This is a genomic window from Acinetobacter lanii, assembly GCF_011578285.1.
Classification (GTDB): Bacteria; Pseudomonadota; Gammaproteobacteria; order Pseudomonadales; family Moraxellaceae; genus Acinetobacter; species Acinetobacter lanii.
The window spans coordinates 1-20,414 of sequence record NZ_CP049917.1 but is presented as its reverse complement, the minus strand read 5'-3'; the positions used below and the strand labels follow the sequence as shown (position 1 = coordinate 20,414).

13 protein-coding genes are annotated in these 20,414 nt (G+C 45.6%); all 13 read left to right on the top strand.

Annotated elements, in window-relative coordinates:
- Positions 1 to 2,938 (top strand): beta strand repeat-containing protein (locus G8D99_RS15550; protein ID WP_166327869.1); only part of this gene is annotated, 2,938 nt, incomplete at its 5' end.
- A 2-nt stretch (positions 2,939 to 2,940) separates the two neighbouring features.
- On the top strand, positions 2,941 to 4,032 hold the full coding sequence (locus G8D99_RS15545; RefSeq protein ID WP_227554416.1) for a hypothetical protein: 1,092 nt from the start codon (positions 2,941 to 2,943) through the stop codon (positions 4,030 to 4,032).
- Positions 3,986 to 4,147 (top strand): hypothetical protein, encoded by a 162-nt coding sequence (locus G8D99_RS15755; protein ID WP_227554415.1) that lies wholly within the window; start codon positions 3,986 to 3,988, stop codon positions 4,145 to 4,147. Before G8D99_RS15545 ends, G8D99_RS15755 begins: the two co-directional genes overlap by 47 nt.
- A gap of 92 nt (positions 4,148 to 4,239) precedes the next feature.
- Positions 4,240 to 4,467: a hypothetical protein gene (locus G8D99_RS15750; RefSeq protein WP_227554414.1), complete on the top strand. Its 228-nt coding sequence runs from the start codon at positions 4,240 to 4,242 to the stop codon at positions 4,465 to 4,467.
- A gap of 93 nt (positions 4,468 to 4,560) precedes the next feature.
- A complete protein-coding gene (locus G8D99_RS15540) occupies positions 4,561 to 6,825 on the top strand; it encodes a beta strand repeat-containing protein (protein ID WP_166327867.1) in 2,265 nt (754 codons plus the stop codon).
- A 2-nt stretch (positions 6,826 to 6,827) separates the two neighbouring features.
- Positions 6,828 to 17,195 (top strand): hypothetical protein, encoded by a 10,368-nt coding sequence (locus tag G8D99_RS15535; RefSeq protein ID WP_166327865.1) that lies wholly within the window; start codon positions 6,828 to 6,830, stop codon positions 17,193 to 17,195.
- 2 nt (positions 17,196 to 17,197) lie between these two features.
- Positions 17,198 to 17,785 carry a hypothetical protein gene (locus G8D99_RS15530; RefSeq protein ID WP_166327863.1) on the top strand — a complete coding sequence of 196 codons (588 nt, stop codon included), beginning with the start codon at positions 17,198 to 17,200 and terminating at the stop codon, positions 17,783 to 17,785.
- A complete protein-coding gene (locus G8D99_RS15525) occupies positions 17,766 to 18,536 on the top strand; it encodes a hypothetical protein (protein WP_166327861.1) in 771 nt (256 codons plus the stop codon). The genes G8D99_RS15530 and G8D99_RS15525 overlap by 20 nt, the downstream gene beginning before the upstream one ends.
- Positions 18,496 to 18,870, top strand: a complete 375-nt coding sequence (locus tag G8D99_RS15520; RefSeq protein WP_166327859.1) for a hypothetical protein — start codon at positions 18,496 to 18,498, stop codon at positions 18,868 to 18,870. The genes G8D99_RS15525 and G8D99_RS15520 overlap by 41 nt, the downstream gene beginning before the upstream one ends.
- A gap of 104 nt (positions 18,871 to 18,974) precedes the next feature.
- Entirely contained in the window at positions 18,975 to 19,193 is a 219-nt protein-coding gene (locus tag G8D99_RS15515; protein WP_166327857.1) for a hypothetical protein, read from the top strand.
- A 127-nt stretch (positions 19,194 to 19,320) separates the two neighbouring features.
- Positions 19,321 to 19,764: a hypothetical protein gene (locus G8D99_RS15510; protein WP_166327855.1), complete on the top strand. Its 444-nt coding sequence runs from the start codon at positions 19,321 to 19,323 to the stop codon at positions 19,762 to 19,764.
- 178 nt (positions 19,765 to 19,942) lie between these two features.
- Positions 19,943 to 20,092 (top strand): hypothetical protein, encoded by a 150-nt coding sequence (locus tag G8D99_RS15505; RefSeq protein ID WP_166327853.1) that lies wholly within the window; start codon positions 19,943 to 19,945, stop codon positions 20,090 to 20,092.
- A 174-nt stretch (positions 20,093 to 20,266) separates the two neighbouring features.
- A complete protein-coding gene (locus G8D99_RS15500; protein WP_166327851.1) occupies positions 20,267 to 20,410 on the top strand; it encodes a hypothetical protein in 144 nt (47 codons plus the stop codon).
- The last annotated feature ends 4 nt before the right edge of the window (positions 20,411 to 20,414 follow it).

The following is a 20,414-nucleotide window of genomic DNA, read 5'->3' as shown; positions in this document are numbered from 1 at the left end:
TGAACCAAACAGCACGGTAACCTTGACCATCACCGGTCAAGACAAAAATGGTGCGCCAGTTGAAGCGACTGTAGAAACCACAGTCAATACAGATGGCAGCTATACAGCACAAGTACCTACTGAGTTTGCGGATGGTGAATTAACAGTAGTTGCGACCACTGAAGACCGTAACGGTACAGTGATTAGTGATACTGATGATTTGTTGAAAACAGATACTGATCAAGATCCAGCAACACCAGAACAAGGTGGCTTAGACCGTACACCTGGTACGATCACGGTTGATGTTGATACGAAAGGTCAGATCACAGGTCAAACCACTGACGTTGAACCAAACAGCACGGTAACCTTGACCATCACCGGTCAAGACAAAAATGGTGCGCCAGTTGAAGCGACTGTAGAAACCACAGTCAATACAGATGGCAGCTATACAGCACAAGTACCTACTGAGTTTGCGGATGGTGAATTAACAGTAGTTGCGACCACTGAAGACCGTAACGGTACAGTGATTAGTGATACTGATGATTTGTTGAAAACAGATACTGATCAAGATCCAGCAACACCAGAACAAGGTGGCTTAGACCGTACACCTGGTACGATCACGGTTGATGTTGATACGAAAGGTCAGATCACAGGTCAAACCACTGACGTTGAACCAAACAGCACGGTAACCTTGACCATCACCGGTCAAGACAAAAATGGTGCGCCAGTTGAAGCGACTGTAGAAACCACAGTCAATACAGATGGCAGCTATACAGCACAAGTACCTACTGAGTTTGCGGATGGTGAATTAACAGTAGTTGCGACCACTGAAGACCGTAACGGTACAGTGATTAGTGATACTGATGATTTGTTGAAAACAGATACTGATCAAGATCCAGCAACACCAGAACAAGGTGGCTTAGACCGTACACCTGGTACGATCACGGTTGATGTTGATACGAAAGGTCAGATCACAGGTCAAACCACTGACGTTGAACCAAACAGCACGGTAACCTTGACCATCACCGGTCAAGACAAAAATGGTGCGCCAGTTGAAGCGACTGTAGAAACCACAGTCAATACAGATGGCAGCTATACAGCACAAGTACCTACTGAGTTTGCGGATGGTGAATTAACAGTAGTTGCGACCACTGAAGACCGTAACGGTACAGTGATTAGTGATACTGATGATTTGTTGAAAACAGATACTGATCAAGATCCAGCAACACCAGAACAAGGTGGCTTAGACCGTACACCTGGTACGATCACGGTTGATGTTGATACGAAAGGTCAGATCACAGGTCAAACCACTGACGTTGAACCAAACAGCACGGTAACCTTGACCATCACCGGTCAAGACAAAAATGGTGCGCCAGTTGAAGCGACTGTAGAAACCACAGTCAATACAGATGGCAGCTATACAGCACAAGTACCTACTGAGTTTGCGGATGGTGAATTAACAGTAGTTGCGACCACTGAAGACCGTAACGGTACAGTGATTAGTGATACTGATGATTTGTTGAAAACAGATACTGATCAAGATCCAGCAACACCAGAACAAGGTGGCTTAGACCGTACACCTGGTACGATCACGGTTGATGTTGATACGAAAGGTCAGATCACAGGTCAAACCACTGACGTTGAACCAAACAGCACGGTAACCTTGACCATCACCGGTCAAGACAAAAATGGTGCGCCAGTTGAAGCGACTGTAGAAACCACAGTCAATACAGATGGCAGCTATACAGCACAAGTACCTACTGAGTTTGCGGATGGTGAATTAACAGTAGTTGCGACCACTGAAGACCGTAACGGTACAGTGATTAGTGATACTGATGATTTGTTGAAAACAGATACTGATCAAGATCCAGCAACACCAGAACAAGGTGGCTTAGACCGTACACCTGGTACGATCACGGTTGATGTTGATACGAAAGGTCAGATCACAGGTCAAACCACTGACGTTGAACCAAACAGCACGGTAACCTTGACCATCACCGGTCAAGACAAAAATGGTGCGCCAGTTGAAGCGACTGTAGAAACCACAGTCAATACAGATGGCAGCTATACAGCACAAGTACCTACTGAGTTTGCGGATGGTGAATTAACAGTAGTTGCGACCACTGAAGACCGTAACGGTACAGTGATTAGTGATACTGATGATTTGTTGAAAACAGATACTGATCAAGATCCAGCAACACCAGAACAAGGTGGCTTAGACCGTACACCTGGTACGATCACGGTTGATGTTGATACGAAAGGTCAGATCACAGGTCAAACCACTGACGTTGAACCAAACAGCACGGTAACCTTGACCATCACCGGTCAAGACAAAAATGGTGCGCCAGTTGAAGCGACTGTAGAAACCACAGTCAATACAGATGGCAGCTATACAGCACAAGTACCTACTGAGTTTGCGGATGGTGAATTAACAGTAGTTGCGACCACTGAAGACCGTAACGGTACAGTGATTAGTGATACTGATGATTTGTTGAAAACAGATACTGATCAAGATCCAGCAACACCAGAACAAGGTGGCTTAGACCGTACACCTGGTACGATCACGGTTGATGTTGATACGAAAGGTCAGATCACAGGTCAAACCACTGACGTTGAACCAAACAGCACGGTAACCTTGACCATCACCGGTCAAGACAAAAATGGTGCGCCAGTTGAAGCGACTGTAGAAACCACAGTCAATACAGATGGCAGCTATACAGCACAAGTACCTACTGAGTTTGCGGATGGTGAATTAACAGTAGTTGCGACCACTGAAGACCGTAACGGTACAGTGATTAGTGATACTGATGATTTGTTGAAAACAGATACTGATCAAGATCCAGCAACACCAGAACAAGGTGGCTTAGACCGTACACCTGGTACGATCACGGTTGATGTTGATACGAAAGGTCAGATCAGCACAGTCAAACCACTGACGTTGAACCAAACAGCACGGTAACCTTGACCATCACCGGTCAAGACAAAAATGGTGCGCCAGTTGAAGCGACTGTAGAAACCACAGTCAATACAGATGGCAGCTATACAGCACAAGTACCTACTGAGTTTGCGGATGGTGAATTAACAGTAGTTGCGACCACTGAAGACCGTAACGGTACAGTGATTAGTGATACTGATGATTTGTTGAAAACAGATACTGATCAAGATCCAGCAACACCAGAACAAGGTGGCTTAGACCGTACACCTGGTACGATCACGGTTGATGTTGTTGATACGAAAGGTCAGATCACAGGTCAAACCACTGACGTTGAACCAAACAGCACGGTAACCTTGACCATCACCGGTCAAGACAAAAATGGTGCGCCAGTTGAAGCGACTGTAGAAACCACAGTCAATACAGATGGCAGCTATACAGCACAAGTACCTACTGAGTTTGCGGATGGTGAATTAACAGTAGTTGCGACCACTGAAGACCGTAACGGTACAGTGATTAGTGATACTGATGATTTGTTGAAAACAGATACTGATCAAGATCCAGCAACACCAGAACAAGGTGGCTTAGACCGTACACCTGGTACGATCACGGTTGATGTTGATACGAAAGGTCAGATCACAGGTCAAACCACTGACGTTGAACCAAACAGCACGGTAACCTTGACCATCACCGGTCAAGACAAAAATGGTGCGCCAGTTGAAGCGACTGTAGAAACCACAGTCAATACAGATGGCAGCTATACAGCACAAGTACCTACTGAGTTTGCGGATGGTGAATTAACAGTAGTTGCGACCACTGAAGACCGTAACGGTACAGTGATTAGTGATACTGATGATTTGTTGAAAACAGATACTGATCAAGATCCAGCAACACCAGAACAAGGTGGCTTAGACCGTACACCTGGTACGATCACGGTTGATGTTGATACGAAAGGTCAGATCACAGGTCAAACCACTGACGTTGAACCAAACAGCACGGTAACCTTGACCATCACCGGTCAAGACAAAAATGGTGCGCCAGTTGAAGCGACTGTAGAAACCACAGTCAATACAGATGGCAGCTATACAGCACAAGTACCTACTGAGTTTTGCGGATGGTGAATTAACAGTAGTTGCGACCACTGAAGACCGTAACGGTACAGTGATTAGTGATACTGATGATTTGTTGAAAACAGATACTGATCAAGATCCAGCAACACCAAACAAGGTGGCTTAGACCGTACACCTGGTACGATCACGGTTGATGTTGATACGAAAGGTCAGATCACAGGTCAAACCACTGACGTTGAACCAAACAGCACGGTAACCTTGACCATCACCGGTCAAGACAAAAATGGTGCGCCAGTTGAAGCGACTGTAGAAACCACAGTCAATACAGATGGCAGCTATACAGCACAAGTACCTACTGAGTTTGCGGATGGTGAATTTAACAGAGTTGCGACCACTGAAGACCGTAACGGTACAGTGATTAGTGATACTGATTTGTTGAAAACAGATACTGATCAAGATCCAGCAACACACAACAAGGTGGCTTAGACCGTACACCTGGTTACGATCACGGTTGATGTTGATACGAAAGGTCAGATCACAGGTCAAACCACTGACGTTGAACCAAACAGCACGGTAACCTTGACCATCACCGGTCAAGACAAAAATGGTGCGCCAGTTGAAGCGACTGTAGAAACCACAGTCAATACAGATGGCAGCTATACAGCACAAGTACCTACTGAGTTTGCGGATGGTGAATTAACAGTAGTTGCGACCACTGAAGACCGTAACGGTACAGTGATTAGTGATACTGATGATTTGTTGAAAACAGATACTGATCAAGATCCAGCAACACCAGAACAAGGTGGCTTAGACCGTACACCTGGTACGATCACGGTTGATGTTGATACGAAAGGTCAGATCACAGGTCAAACCACTGACGTTGAACCAAACAGCACGGTAACCTTGACCATCACCGGTCAAGACAAAAATGGTGCGCCAGTTGAAGCGACTGTAGAAACCACAGTCAATACAGATGGCAGCTATACAGCACAAGTACCTACTGAGTTTGCGGATGGTGAATTAACAGTAGTTGCGACCACTGAAGACCGTAACGGTACAGTGATTAGTGATACTGATGATTTGTTGAAAACAGATACTGATCAAGATCCAGCAACACCAGAACAAGGTGGCTTAGACCGTACACCTGGTACGATCACGGTTGATGTTGATACGAAAGGTCAGATCACAGGTCAAACCACTGACGTTGAACCAAACAGCACGGTAACCTTGACCATCACCGGTCAAGACAAAAATGGTGCGCCAGTTGAAGCGACTGTAGAAACCACAGTCAATACAGATGGCAGCTATACAGCACAAGTACCTACTGAGTTTGCGGATGGTGAATTAACAGTAGTTGCGACCACTGAAGACCGTAACGGTACAGTGATTAGTGATACTGATGATTTGTTGAAAACAGATACTGATCAAGATCCAGCAACACCAGAACAAGGTGGCTTAGACCGTACACCTGGTACGATCACGGTTGATGTTGATACGAAAGGTCAGATCACAGGTCAAACCACTGACGTTGAACCAAACAGCACGGTAACCTTGACCATCACCGGTCAAGACAAAAATGGTGCGCCAGTTGAAGCGACTGTAGAAACCACAGTCAATACAGATGGCAGCTATACAGCACAAGTACCTACTGAGTTTGCGGATGGTGAATTAACAGTAGTTGCGACCACTGAAGACCGTAACGGTACAGTGATTAGTGATACTGATGATTTGTTGAAAACAGATACTGATCAAGATCCAGCAACACCAGAACAAGGTGGCTTAGACCGTACACCTGGTACGATCACGGTTGATGTTGATACGAAAGGTCAGATCACAGGTCAAACCACTGACGTTGAACCAAACAGCACGGTAACCTTGACCATCACCGGTCAAGACAAAAATGGTGCGCCAGTTGAAGCGACTGTAGAAACCACAGTCAATACAGATGGCAGCTATACAGCACAAGTACCTACTGAGTTTGCGGATGGTGAATTAACAGTAGTTGCGACCACTGAAGACCGTAACGGTACAGTGATTAGTGATACTGATGATTTGTTGAAAACAGATACTGATCAAGATCCAGCAACACCAGAACAAGGTGGCTTAGACCGTACACCTGGTACGATCACGGTTGATGTTGATACGAAAGGTCAGATCACAGGTCAAACCACTGACGTTGAACCAAACAGCACGGTAACCTTGACCATCACCGGTCAAGACAAAAATGGTGCGCCAGTTGAAGCGACTGTAGAAACCACAGTCAATACAGATGGCAGCTATACAGCACAAGTACCTACTGAGTTTGCGGATGGTGAATTAACAGTAGTTGCGACCACTGAAGACCGTAACGGTACAGTGATTAGTGATACTGATGATTTGTTGAAAACAGATACTGATCAAGATCCAGCAACACCAGAACAAGGTGGCTTAGACCGTACACCTGGTACGATCACGGTTGATGTTGATACGAAAGGTCAGATCACAGGTCAAACCACTGACGTTGAACCAAACAGCACGGTAACCTTGACCATCACCGGTCAAGACAAAAATGGTGCGCCAGTTGAAGCGACTGTAGAAACCACAGTCAATACAGATGGCAGCTATACAGCACAAGTACCTACTGAGTTTGCGGATGGTGAATTAACAGTAGTTGCGACCACTGAAGACCGTAACGGTACAGTGATTAGTGATACTGATGATTTGTTGAAAACAGATACTGATCAAGATCCAGCAACACCAGAACAAGGTGGCTTAGACCGTACACTGTACGTACGATCACGGTTGATGATACGAAAGGTCAGATCACAGGTCAAACCACTGACGTTGAACCAAACAGCACGGTAACCTTGACCATCACCGGTCAAGACAAAAATGGTGCGCCAGTTGAAGCGACTGTAGAAACCACAGTCAATACAGATGGCAGCTATACAGCACAAGTACCTACTGAGTTTGCGGATGGTGAATTAACAGTAGTTGCGACCACTGAAGACCGTAACGGTACAGTGATTAGTGATACTGATGATTTGTTGAAAACAGATACTGATCAAGATCCAGCAACACCAGAACAAGGTGGCTTAGACCGTACACCTGGTACGATCACGGTTGATGTTGATACGAAAGGTCAGATCACAGGTCAAACCACTGACGTTGAACCAAACAGCACGGTAACCTTGACCATCACCGGTCAAGACAAAAATGGTGCGCCAGTTGAAGCGACTGTAGAAACCACAGTCAATACAGATGGCAGCTATACAGCACAAGTACCTACTGAGTTTGCGGATGGTGAATTAACAGTAGTTGCGACCACTGAAGACCGTAACGGTACAGTGATTAGTGATACTGATGATTTGTTGAAAACAGATACTGATCAAGATCCAGCAACACCAGAACAAGGTGGCTTAGACCGTACACCTGGTACGATCACGGTTGATGTTGATACGAAAGGTCAGATCACAGGTCAAACCACTGACGTTGAACCAAACAGCACGGTAACCTTGACCATCACCGGTCAAGACAAAAATGGTGCGCCAGTTGAAGCGACTGTAGAAACCACAGTCAATACAGATGGCAGCTATACAGCACAAGTACCTACTGAGTTTGCGGATGGTGAATTAACAGTAGTTGCGACCACTGAAGACCGTAACGGTACAGTGATTAGTGATACTGATGATTTGTTGAAAACAGATACTGATCAAGATCCAGCAACACCAGAACAAGGTGGCTTAGACCGTACACCTGGTACGATCACGGTTGATGTTGATACGAAAGGTCAGATCACAGGTCAAACCACTGACGTTGAACCAAACAGCACGGTAACCTTGACCATCACCGGTCAAGACAAAAATGGTGCGCCAGTTGAAGCGACTGTAGAAACCACAGTCAATACAGATGGCAGCTATACAGCACAAGTACCTACTGAGTTTGCGGATGGTGAATTAACAGTAGTTGCGACCACTGAAGACCGTAACGGTACAGTGATTAGTGATACTGATGATTTGTTGAAAACAGATACTGATCAAGATCCAGCAACACCAGAACAAGGTGGCTTAGACCGTACACCTGGTACGATCACGGTTGATGTTGATACGAAAGGTCAGATCACAGGTCAAACCACTGACGTTGAACCAAACAGCACGGTAACCTTGACCATCACCGGTCAAGACAAAAATGGTGCGCCAGTTGAAGCGACTGTAGAAACCACAGTCAATACAGATGGCAGCTATACAGCACAAGTACCTACTGAGTTTGCGGATGGTGAATTAACAGTAGTTGCGACCACTGAAGACCGTAACGGTACAGTGATTAGTGATACTGATGATTTGTTGAAAACAGATACTGATCAAGATCCAGCAACACCAGAACAAGGTGGCTTAGACCGTACACCTGGTACGATCACGGTTGATGTTGATACGAAAGGTCAGATCACAGGTCAAACCACTGACGTTGAACCAAACAGCACGGTAACCTTGACCATCACCGGTCAAGACAAAAATGGTGCGCCAGTTGAAGCGACTGTAGAAACCACAGTCAATACAGATGGCAGCTATACAGCACAAGTACCTACTGAGTTTGCGGATGGTGAATTAACAGTAGTTGCGACCACTGAAGACCGTAACGGTACAGTGATTAGTGATACTGATGATTTGTTGAAAACAGATACTGATCAAGATCCAGCAACACCAGAACAAGGTGGCTTAGACCGTACACCTGGTACGATCACGGTTGATGTTGATACGAAAGGTCAGATCACAGGTCAAACCACTGACGTTGAACCAAACAGCACGGTAACCTTGACCATCACCGGTCAAGACAAAAATGGTGCGCCAGTTGAAGCGACTGTAGAAACCACAGTCAATACAGATGGCAGCTATACAGCACAAGTACCTACTGAGTTTGCGGATGGTGAATTAACAGTAGTTGCGACCACTGAAGACCGTAACGGTACAGTGATTAGTGATACTGATGATTTGTTGAAAACAGATACTGATCAAGATCCAGCAACACCAGAACAAGGTGGCTTAGACCGTACACCTGGTACGATCACGGTTGATGTTGATACGAAAGGTCAGATCACAGGTCAAACCACTGACGTTGAACCAAACAGCACGGTAACCTTGACCATCACCGGTCAAGACAAAAATGGTGCGCCAGTTGAAGCGACTGTAGAAACCACAGTCAATACAGATGGCAGCTATACAGCACAAGTACCTACTGAGTTTGCGGATGGTGAATTAACAGTAGTTGCGACCACTGAAGACCGTAACGGTACAGTGATTAGTGATACTGATGATTTGTTGAAAACAGATACTGATCAAGATCCAGCAACACCAGAACAAGGTGGCTTAGACCGTACACCTGGTACGATCACGGTTGATGTTGATACGAAAGGTCAGATCACAGGTCAAACCACTGACGTTGAACCAAACAGCACGGTAACCTTGACCATCACCGGTCAAGACAAAAATGGTGCGCCAGTTGAAGCGACTGTAGAAACCACAGTCAATACAGATGGCAGCTATACAGCACAAGTACCTACTGAGTTTGCGGATGGTGAATTAACAGTAGTTGCGACCACTGAAGACCGTAACGGTACAGTGATTAGTGATACTGATGATTTGTTGAAAACAGATACTGATCAAGATCCAGCAACACCAGAACAAGGTGGCTTAGACCGTACACCTGGTACGATCACGGTTGATGTTGATACGAAAGGTCAGATCACAGGTCAAACCACTGACGTTGAACCAAACAGCACGGTAACCTTGACCATCACCGGTCAAGACAAAAATGGTGCGCCAGTTGAAGCGACTGTAGAAACCACAGTCAATACAGATGGCAGCTATACAGCACAAGTACCTACTGAGTTTGCGGATGGTGAATTAACAGTAGTTGCGACCACTGAAGACCGTAACGGTACAGTGATTAGTGATACTGATGATTTGTTGAAAACAGATACTGATCAAGATCCAGCAACACCAGAACAAGGTGGCTTAGACCGTACACCTGGTACGATCACGGTTGATGTTGATACGAAAGGTCAGATCACAGGTCAAACCACTGACGTTGAACCAAACAGCACGGTAACCTTGACCATCACCGGTCAAGACAAAAATGGTGCGCCAGTTGAAGCGACTGTAGAAACCACAGTCAATACAGATGGCAGCTATACAGCACAAGTACCTACTGAGTTTGCGGATGGTGAATTAACAGTAGTTGCGACCACTGAAGACCGTAACGGTACAGTGATTAGTGATACTGATGATTTGTTGAAAACAGATACTGATCAAGATCCAGCAACACCAGAACAAGGTGGCTTAGACCGTACACCTGGTACGATCACGGTTGATGTTGATACGAAAGGTCAGATCACAGGTCAAACCACTGACGTTGAACCAAACAGCACGGTAACCTTGACCATCACCGGTCAAGACAAAAATGGTGCGCCAGTTGAAGCGACTGTAGAAACCACAGTCAATACAGATGGCAGCTATACAGCACAAGTACCTACTGAGTTTGCGGATGGTGAATTAACAGTAGTTGCGACCACTGAAGACCGTAACGGTACAGTGATTAGTGATACTGATGATTTGTTGAAAACAGATACTGATCAAGATCCAGCAACACCAGAACAAGGTGGCTTAGACCGTACACCTGGTACGATCACGGTTGATGTTGATACGAAAGGTCAGATCACAGGTCAAACCACTGACGTTGAACCAAACAGCACGGTAACCTTGACCATCACCGGTCAAGACAAAAATGGTGCGCCAGTTGAAGCGACTGTAGAAACCACAGTCAATACAGATGGCAGCTATACAGCACAAGTACCTACTGAGTTTGCGGATGGTGAATTAACAGTAGTTGCGACCACTGAAGACCGTAACGGTACAGTGATTAGTGATACTGATGATTTGTTGAAAACAGATACTGATCAAGATCCAGCAACACCAGAACAAGGTGGCTTAGACCGTACACCTGGTACGATCACGGTTGATGTTGATACGAAAGGTCAGATCACAGGTCAAACCACTGACGTTGAACCAAACAGCACGGTAACCTTGACCATCACCGGTCAAGACAAAAATGGTGCGCCAGTTGAAGCGACTGTAGAAACCACAGTCAATACAGATGGCAGCTATACAGCACAAGTACCTACTGAGTTTGCGGATGGTGAATTAACAGTAGTTGCGACCACTGAAGACCGTAACGGTACAGTGATTAGTGATACTGATGATTTGTTGAAAACAGATACTGATCAAGATCCAGCAACACCAGAACAAGGTGGCTTAGACCGTACACCTGGTACGATCACGGTTGATGTTGATACGAAAGGTCAGATCACAGGTCAAACCACTGACGTTGAACCAAACAGCACGGTAACCTTGACCATCACCGGTCAAGACAAAAATGGTGCGCCAGTTGAAGCGACTGTAGAAACCACAGTCAATACAGATGGCAGCTATACAGCACAAGTACCTACTGAGTTTGCGGATGGTGAATTAACAGTAGTTGCGACCACTGAAGACCGTAACGGTACAGTGATTAGTGATACTGATGATTTGTTGAAAACAGATACTGATCAAGATCCAGCAACACCAGAACAAGGTGGCTTAGACCGTACACCTGGTACGATCACGGTTGATGTTGATACGAAAGGTCAGATCACAGGTCAAACCACTGACGTTGAACCAAACAGCACGGTAACCTTGACCATCACCGGTCAAGACAAAAATGGTGCGCCAGTTGAAGCGACTGTAGAAACCACAGTCAATACAGATGGCAGCTATACAGCACAAGTACCTACTGAGTTTGCGGATGGTGAATTAACAGTAGTTGCGACCACTGAAGACCGTAACGGTACAGTGATTAGTGATACTGATGATTTGTTGAAAACAGATACTGATCAAGATCCAGCAACACCAGAACAAGGTGGCTTAGACCGTACACCTGGTACGATCACGGTTGATGTTGATACGAAAGGTCAGATCACAGGTCAAACCACTGACGTTGAACCAAACAGCACGGTAACCTTGACCATCACCGGTCAAGACAAAAATGGTGCGCCAGTTGAAGCGACTGTAGAAACCACAGTCAATACAGATGGCAGCTATACAGCACAAGTACCTACTGAGTTTGCGGATGGTGAATTAACAGTAGTTGCGACCACTGAAGACCGTAACGGTACAGTGATTAGTGATACTGATGATTTGTTGAAAACAGATACTGATCAAGATCCAGCAACACCAGAACAAGGTGGCTTAGACCGTACACCTGGTACGATCACGGTTGATGTTGATACGAAAGGTCAGATCACAGGTCAAACCACTGACGTTGAACCAAACAGCACGGTAACCTTGACCATCACCGGTCAAGACAAAAATGGTGCGCCAGTTGAAGCGACTGTAGAAACCACAGTCAATACAGATGGCAGCTATACAGCACAAGTACCTACTGAGTTTGCGGATGGTGAATTAACAGTAGTTGCGACCACTGAAGACCGTAACGGTACAGTGATTAGTGATACTGATGATTTGTTGAAAACAGATACTGATCAAGATCCAGCAACACCAGAACAAGGTGGCTTAGACCGTACACCTGGTACGATCACGGTTGATGTTGATACGAAAGGTCAGATCACAGGTCAAACCACTGACGTTGAACCAAACAGCACGGTAACCTTGACCATCACCGGTCAAGACAAAAATGGTGCGCCAGTTGAAGCGACTGTAGAAACCACAGTCAATACAGATGGCAGCTATACAGCACAAGTACCTACTGAGTTTGCGGATGGTGAATTAACAGTAGTTGCGACCACTGAAGACCGTAACGGTACAGTGATTAGTGATACTGATGATTTGTTGAAAACAGATACTGATCAAGATCCAGCAACACCAGAACAAGGTGGCTTAGACCGTACACCTGGTACGATCACGGTTGATGTTGATACGAAAGGTCAGATCACAGGTCAAACCACTGACGTTGAACCAAACAGCACGGTAACCTTGACCATCACCGGTCAAGACAAAAATGGTGCGCCAGTTGAAGCGACTGTAGAAACCACAGTCAATACAGATGGCAGCTATACAGCACAAGTACCTACTGAGTTTGCGGATGGTGAATTAACAGTAGTTGCGACCACTGAAGACCGTAACGGTACAGTGATTAGTGATACTGATGATTTGTTGAAAACAGATACTGATCAAGATCACACCAGCAACACAGAACAAGGTGGCTTAGACCGTACACCTGGTACGATCACGGTTGATGTTGATACGAAAGGTCAGATCACAGGTCAAACCACTGACGTTGAACCAAACAGCACGGTAACCTTGACCATCACCGGTCAAGACAAAAATGGTGCGCCAGTTGAAGCGACTGTAGAAACCACAGTCAATACAGATGGCAGCTATACAGCACAAGTACCTACTGAGTTTGCGGATGGTGAATTAACAGTAGTTGCGACCACTGAAGACCGTAACGGTACAGTGATTAGTGATACTGATGATTTGTTGAAAACAGATACTGATCAAGATCCAGCAACACCAGAACAAGGTGGCTTAGACCGTACACCTGGTACGATCACGGTTGATGTTGATACGAAAGGTCAGATCACAGGTCAAACCACTGACGTTGAACCAAACAGCACGGTAACCTTGACCATCACCGGTCAAGACAAAAATGGTGCGCCAGTTGAAGCGACTGTAGAAACCACAGTCAATACAGATGGCAGCTATACAGCACAAGTACCTACTGAGTTTGCGGATGGTGAATTAACAGTAGTTGCGACCACTGAAGACCGTAACGGTACAGTGATTAGTGATACTGATGATTTGTTGAAAACAGATACTGATCAAGATCCAGCAACACCAGAACAAGGTGGCTTAGACCGTACACCTGGTACGATCACGGTTGATGTTGATACGAAAGGTCAGATCACAGGTCAAACCACTGACGTTGAACCAAACAGCACGGTAACCTTGACCATCACCGGTCAAGACAAAAATGGTGCGCCAGTTGAAGCGACTGTAGAAACCACAGTCAATACAGATGGCAGCTATACAGCACAAGTACCTACTGAGTTTGCGGATGGTGAATTAACAGTAGTTGCGACCACTGAAGACCGTAACGGTACAGTGATTAGTGATACTGATGATTTGTTGAAAACAGATACTGATCAAGATCCAGCAACACCAGAACAAGGTGGCTTAGACCGTACACCTGGTACGATCACGGTTGATGTTGATACGAAAGGTCAGATCACAGGTCAAACCACTGACGTTGAACCAAACAGCACGGTAACCTTGACCATCACCGGTCAAGACAAAAATGGTGCGCCAGTTGAAGCGACTGTAGAAACCACAGTCAATACAGATGGCAGCTATACAGCACAAGTACCTACTGAGTTTGCGGATGGTGAATTAACAGTAGTTGCGACCACTGAAGACCGTAACGGTACAGTGATTAGTGATACTGATGATTTGTTGAAAACAGATACTGATCAAGATCCAGCAACACCAGAACAAGGTGGCTTAGACCGTACACCTGGTACGATCACGGTTGATGTTGATACGAAAGGTCAGATCACAGGTCAAACCACTGACGTTGAACCAAACAGCACGGTAACCTTGACCATCACCGGTCAAGACAAAAATGGTGCGCCAGTTGAAGCGACTGTAGAAACCACAGTCAATACAGATGGCAGCTATACAGCACAAGTACCTACTGAGTTTGCGGATGGTGAATTAACAGTAGTTGCGACCACTGAAGACCGTAACGGTACAGTGATTAGTGATACTGATGATTTGTTGAAAACAGATACTGATCAAGATCCAGCAACACCAGAACAAGGTGGCTTAGACCGTACACCTGGTACGATCACGGTTGATGTTGATACGAAAGGTCAGATCACAGGTCAAACCACTGACGTTGAACCAAACAGCACGGTAACCTTGACCATCACCGGTCAAGACAAAAATGGTGCGCCAGTTGAAGCGACTGTAGAAACCACAGTCAATACAGATGGCAGCTATACAGCACAAGTACCTACTGAGTTTGCGGATGGTGAATTAACAGTAGTTGCGACCACTGAAGACCGTAACGGTACAGTGATTAGTGATACTGATGATTTGTTGAAAACAGATACTGATCAAGATCCAGCAACACCAGAACAAGGTGGCTTAGACCGTACACCTGGTACGATCACGGTTGATGTTGATACGAAAGGTCAGATCACAGGTCAAACCACTGACGTTGAACCAAACAGCACGGTAACCTTGACCATCACCGGTCAAGACAAAAATGGTGCGCCAGTTGAAGCGACTGTAGAAACCACAGTCAATACAGATGGCAGCTATACAGCACAAGTACCTACTGAGTTTGCGGATGGTGAATTAACAGTAGTTGCGACCACTGAAGACCGTAACGGTACAGTGATTAGTGATACTGATGATTTGTTGAAAACAGATACTGATCAAGATCCAGCAACACCAGAACAAGGTGGCTTAGACCGTACACCTGGTACGATCACGGTTGATGTTGATACGAAAGGTCAGATCACAGGTCAAACCACTGACGTTGAACCAAACAGCACGGTAACCTTGACCATCACCGGTCAAGACAAAAATGGTGCGCCAGTTGAAGCGACTGTAGAAACCACAGTCAATACAGATGGCAGCTATACAGCACAAGTACCTACTGAGTTTGCGGATGGTGAATTAACAGTAGTTGCGACCACTGAAGACCGTAACGGTACAGTGATTAGTGATACTGATGATTTGTTGAAAACAGATACTGATCAAGATCCAGCAACACCAGAACAAGGTGGCTTAGACCGTACACCTGGTACGATCACGGTTGATGTTGATACGAAAGGTCAGATCACAGGTCAAACCACTGACGTTGAACCAAACAGCACGGTAACCTTGACCATCACCGGTCAAGACAAAAATGGTGCGCCAGTTGAAGCGACTGTAGAAACCACAGTCAATACAGATGGCAGCTATACAGCACAAGTACCTACTGAGTTTGCGGATGGTGAATTAACAGTAGTTGCGACCACTGAAGACCGTAACGGTACAGTGATTAGTGATACTGATGATTTGTTGAAAACAGATACTGATCAAGATCCAGCAACACCAGAACAAGGTGGCTTAGACCGTACACCTGGTACGATCACGGTTGATGTTGATACGAAAGGTCAGATCACAGGTCAAACCACTGACGTTGAACCAAACAGCACGGTAACCTTGACCATCACCGGTCAAGACAAAAATGGTGCGCCAGTTGAAGCGACTGTAGAAACCACAGTCAATACAGATGGCAGCTATACAGCACAAGTACCTACTGAGTTTGCGGATGGTGAATTAACAGTAGTTGCGACCACTGAAGACCGTAACGGTACAGTGATTAGTGATACTGATGATTTGTTGAAAACAGATACTGATCAAGATCCAGCAACACCAGAACAAGGTGGCTTAGACCGTACACCTGGTACGATCACGGTTGATGTTGATACGAAAGGTCAGATCACAGGTCAAACCACTGACGTTGAACCAAACAGCACGGTAACCTTGACCATCACCGGTCAAGACAAAAATGGTGCGCCAGTTGAAGCGACTGTAGAAACCACAGTCAATACAGATGGCAGCTATACAGCACAAGTACCTACTGAGTTTGCGGATGGTGAATTAACAGTAGTTGCGACCACTGAAGACCGTAACGGTACAGTGATTAGTGATACTGATGATTTGTTGAAAACAGATACTGATCAAGATCCAGCAACACCAGAACAAGGTGGCTTAGACCGTACACCTGGTACGATCACGGTTGATGTTGATACGAAAGGTCAGATCACAGGTCAAACCACTGACGTTGAACCAAACAGCACGGTAACCTTGACCATCACCGGTCAAGACAAAAATGGTGCGCCAGTTGAAGCGACTGTAGAAACCACAGTCAATACAGATGGCAGCTATACAGCACAAGTACCTACTGAGTTTGCGGATGGTGAATTAACAGTAGTTGCGACCACTGAAGACCGTAACGGTACAGTGATTAGTGATACTGATGATTTGTTGAAAACAGATACTGATCAAGATCCAGCAACACCAGAACAAGGTGGCTTAGACCGTACACCTGGTACGATCACGGTTGATGTTGTACGAAAGGTCAGATCACAGGTCAAACCACTGACGTTGAACCAAACAGCACGGTAACCTTGACCATCACCGGTCAAGACAAAAATGGTGCGCCAGTTGAAGCGACTGTAGAAACCACAGTCAATACAGATGGCAGCTATACAGCACAAGTACCTACTGAGTTTGCGGATGGTGAATTAACAGTAGTTGCGACCACTGAAGACCGTAACGGTACAGTGATTAGTGATACTGATGATTTGTTGAAAACAGATACTGATCAAGATCCAGCAACACCAGAACAAGGTGGCTTAGACCGTACACCTGGTACGATCACGGTTGATGTTGATACGAAAGGTCAGATCACAGGTCAAACCACTGACGTTGAACCAAACAGCACGGTAACCTTGACCATCACCGGTCAAGACAAAAATGGTGCGCCAGTTGAAGCGACTGTAGAAACCACAGTCAATACAGATGGCAGCTATACAGCACAAGTACCTACTGAGTTTGCGGATGGTGAATTAACAGTAGTTGCGACCACTGAAGACCGTAACGGTACAGTGATTAGTGATACTGATGATTTGTTGAAAACAGATACTGATCAAGATCCAGCAACACCAGAACAAGGTGGCTTAGACCGTACACCTGGTGATCACGATCACGGTTGATGTTGATACGAAAGGTCAGATCACAGGTCAAACCACTGACGTTGAACCAAACAGCACGGTAACCTTGACCATCACCGGTCAAGACAAAAATGGTGCGCCAGTTGAAGCGACTGTAGAAACCACAGTCAATACAGATGGCAGCTATACAGCACAAGTACCTACTGAGTTTGCGGATGGTGAATTAACAGTAGTTGCGACCACTGAAGACCGTAACGGTACAGTGATTAGTGATACTGATGATTTGTTGAAAACAGATACTGATCAAGATCCAGCAACACCAGAACAAGGTGGCTTAGACCGTACACCTGGTACGATCACGGTTGATGTTGATACGAAAGGTCAGATCACAGGTCAAACCACTGACGTTGAACCAAACAGCACGGTAACCTTGACCATCACCGGTCAAGACAAAAATGGTGCGCCAGTTGAAGCGACTGTAGAAACCACAGTCAATACAGATGGCAGCTATACAGCACAAGTACCTACTGAGTTTGCGGATGGTGAATTAACAGTAGTTGCGACCACTGAAGACCGTAACGGTACAGTGATTAGTGATACTGATGATTTGTTGAAAACAGATACTGATCAAGATCCAGCAACACCAGAACAAGGTGGCTTAGACCGTACACTGGTACGATCACGGTTGATGTTGATACGAAAGGTCAGATCACAGGTCAAACCACTGACGTTGAACCAAACAGCACGGTACCTTGACCATCACCGGTCAAGACAAAAATGGTGCGCCAGTTGAAGCGACTGTAGAAACCACAGTCAATACAGATGGCAGCTATACAGCACAAGTACCTACTGAGTTTGCGGATGGTGAATTAACAGTAGTTGCGACCACTGAAGACCGTAACGGTACAGTGATTAGTGATACTGATGATTTGTTGAAAACAGATACTGATCAAGATCCAGCAACACCAGAACAAGGTGGCTTAGACCGTACACCTGGTACGATCACGGTTGATGTTGATACGAAAGGTCAGATCACAGGTCAAACCACTGACGTTGAACCAAACAGCACGGTAACCTTGACCATCACCGGTCAAGAAAAAATGGTGCGCCAGTTGAAGCGACTGTAGAAACCACAGTCAATACAGATGGCAGCTATACAGCACAAGTACCTACTGAGTTTGCGGATGGTGAATTAACAGTAGTTGCGACCACTGAAGACCGTAACGGTACAGTGATTAGTGATACTGATGATTTGTTGAAAACAGATACTGATCAAGATCCAGCAACACCAGAACAAGGTGGCTTAGACCGTACACCTGGTACGATCACGGTTGATGTTGATACGAAAGGTCAGATCACAGGTCAAACCACTGACGTTGAACCAAACAGCACGGTAACCTTGACCATCACGGTCAAGACAAAAATGGTGCGCCAGTTGAAGCGACTGTAGAAACCACAGTCAATACAGATGGCAGCTATACAGCACAAGTACCTACTGAGTTTGCGGATGGTGAATTAACAGTAGTTGCGACCACTGAAGACCGTAACGGTACAGTGATTAGTGATACTGATGATTTGTGAAAACAGATACTGATCAAGATCCAGCAACACCAGAACAAGGTGGCTTAGACCGTACACCTGGTACGATCACGGTTGATGTTGATACGAAAGGTCAGATCACAGGTCAAACCACTGACGTTGAACCAAACAGCACGGTAACCTTGACCATCACCGGTCAAGACAAAAATGGTGCGCCAGTTGAAGCGACTGTAGAAACCACAGTCAATACAGATGGCAGCTATACAGCACAAGTACCTACTGAGTTTGCGGATGGTGAATTAACAGTAGTTGCGACCACTGAAGACCGTAACGGTACAGTGATTAGTGATACTGATGATTTGTTGAAAACAGATACTGATCAAGATCCAGCAACACCAGAACAAGGTGGCTTAGACCGTACACCTGGTACGATCACGGTTGATGTTGATACGAAAGGTCAGATCACAGGTCAAAACCACTGACGTTGAACCAAACAGCACGGTAACCTTGACCATCCGGTCAAGACAAAAATGGTGCGCCAGTTGAAGCGACTGTAGAAACACAGTCAATACAGATGGCAGCTATACAGCACAAGTACCTACTGAGTTTGCGGATGGTGAATTAACAGTAGTTGCGACCACTGAAGACCGTAACGGTACAGTGATTAGTGATACTGATGATTTGTTGAAAACAGATACTGATCAAGATCCAGCAACACCAGAACAAGGTGGCTTAGACCGTACACCTGGTACGATCACGGTTGATGTTGATACGAAAGGTCAGATCACAGGTCAAACACTGACGATTTGAACCAAACAGCACGGTAACCTTGACCATACCGGTCAAGACAAAAATGTGCGCCAGTTGAAGCGACTGTAGAAACCACAGTCAATACAGATGGCAGCTATACAGCACAAGTACCTACTGAGTTTGCGGATGGTGAATTAAACAGTAGTTGCGACCACTGAAGACCGTAACGGTACAGTGATTAGTGATACTGATGATTTGTTGAAAACAGATACTGATCAAGATCCAGCAACACCAGAACAAGGTGGCTTAGACCGTACACCTGGTACGATCACGGTTGATGTTGATACGAAAGGTTCAGATCACAGGTCAAACCACTGACGTT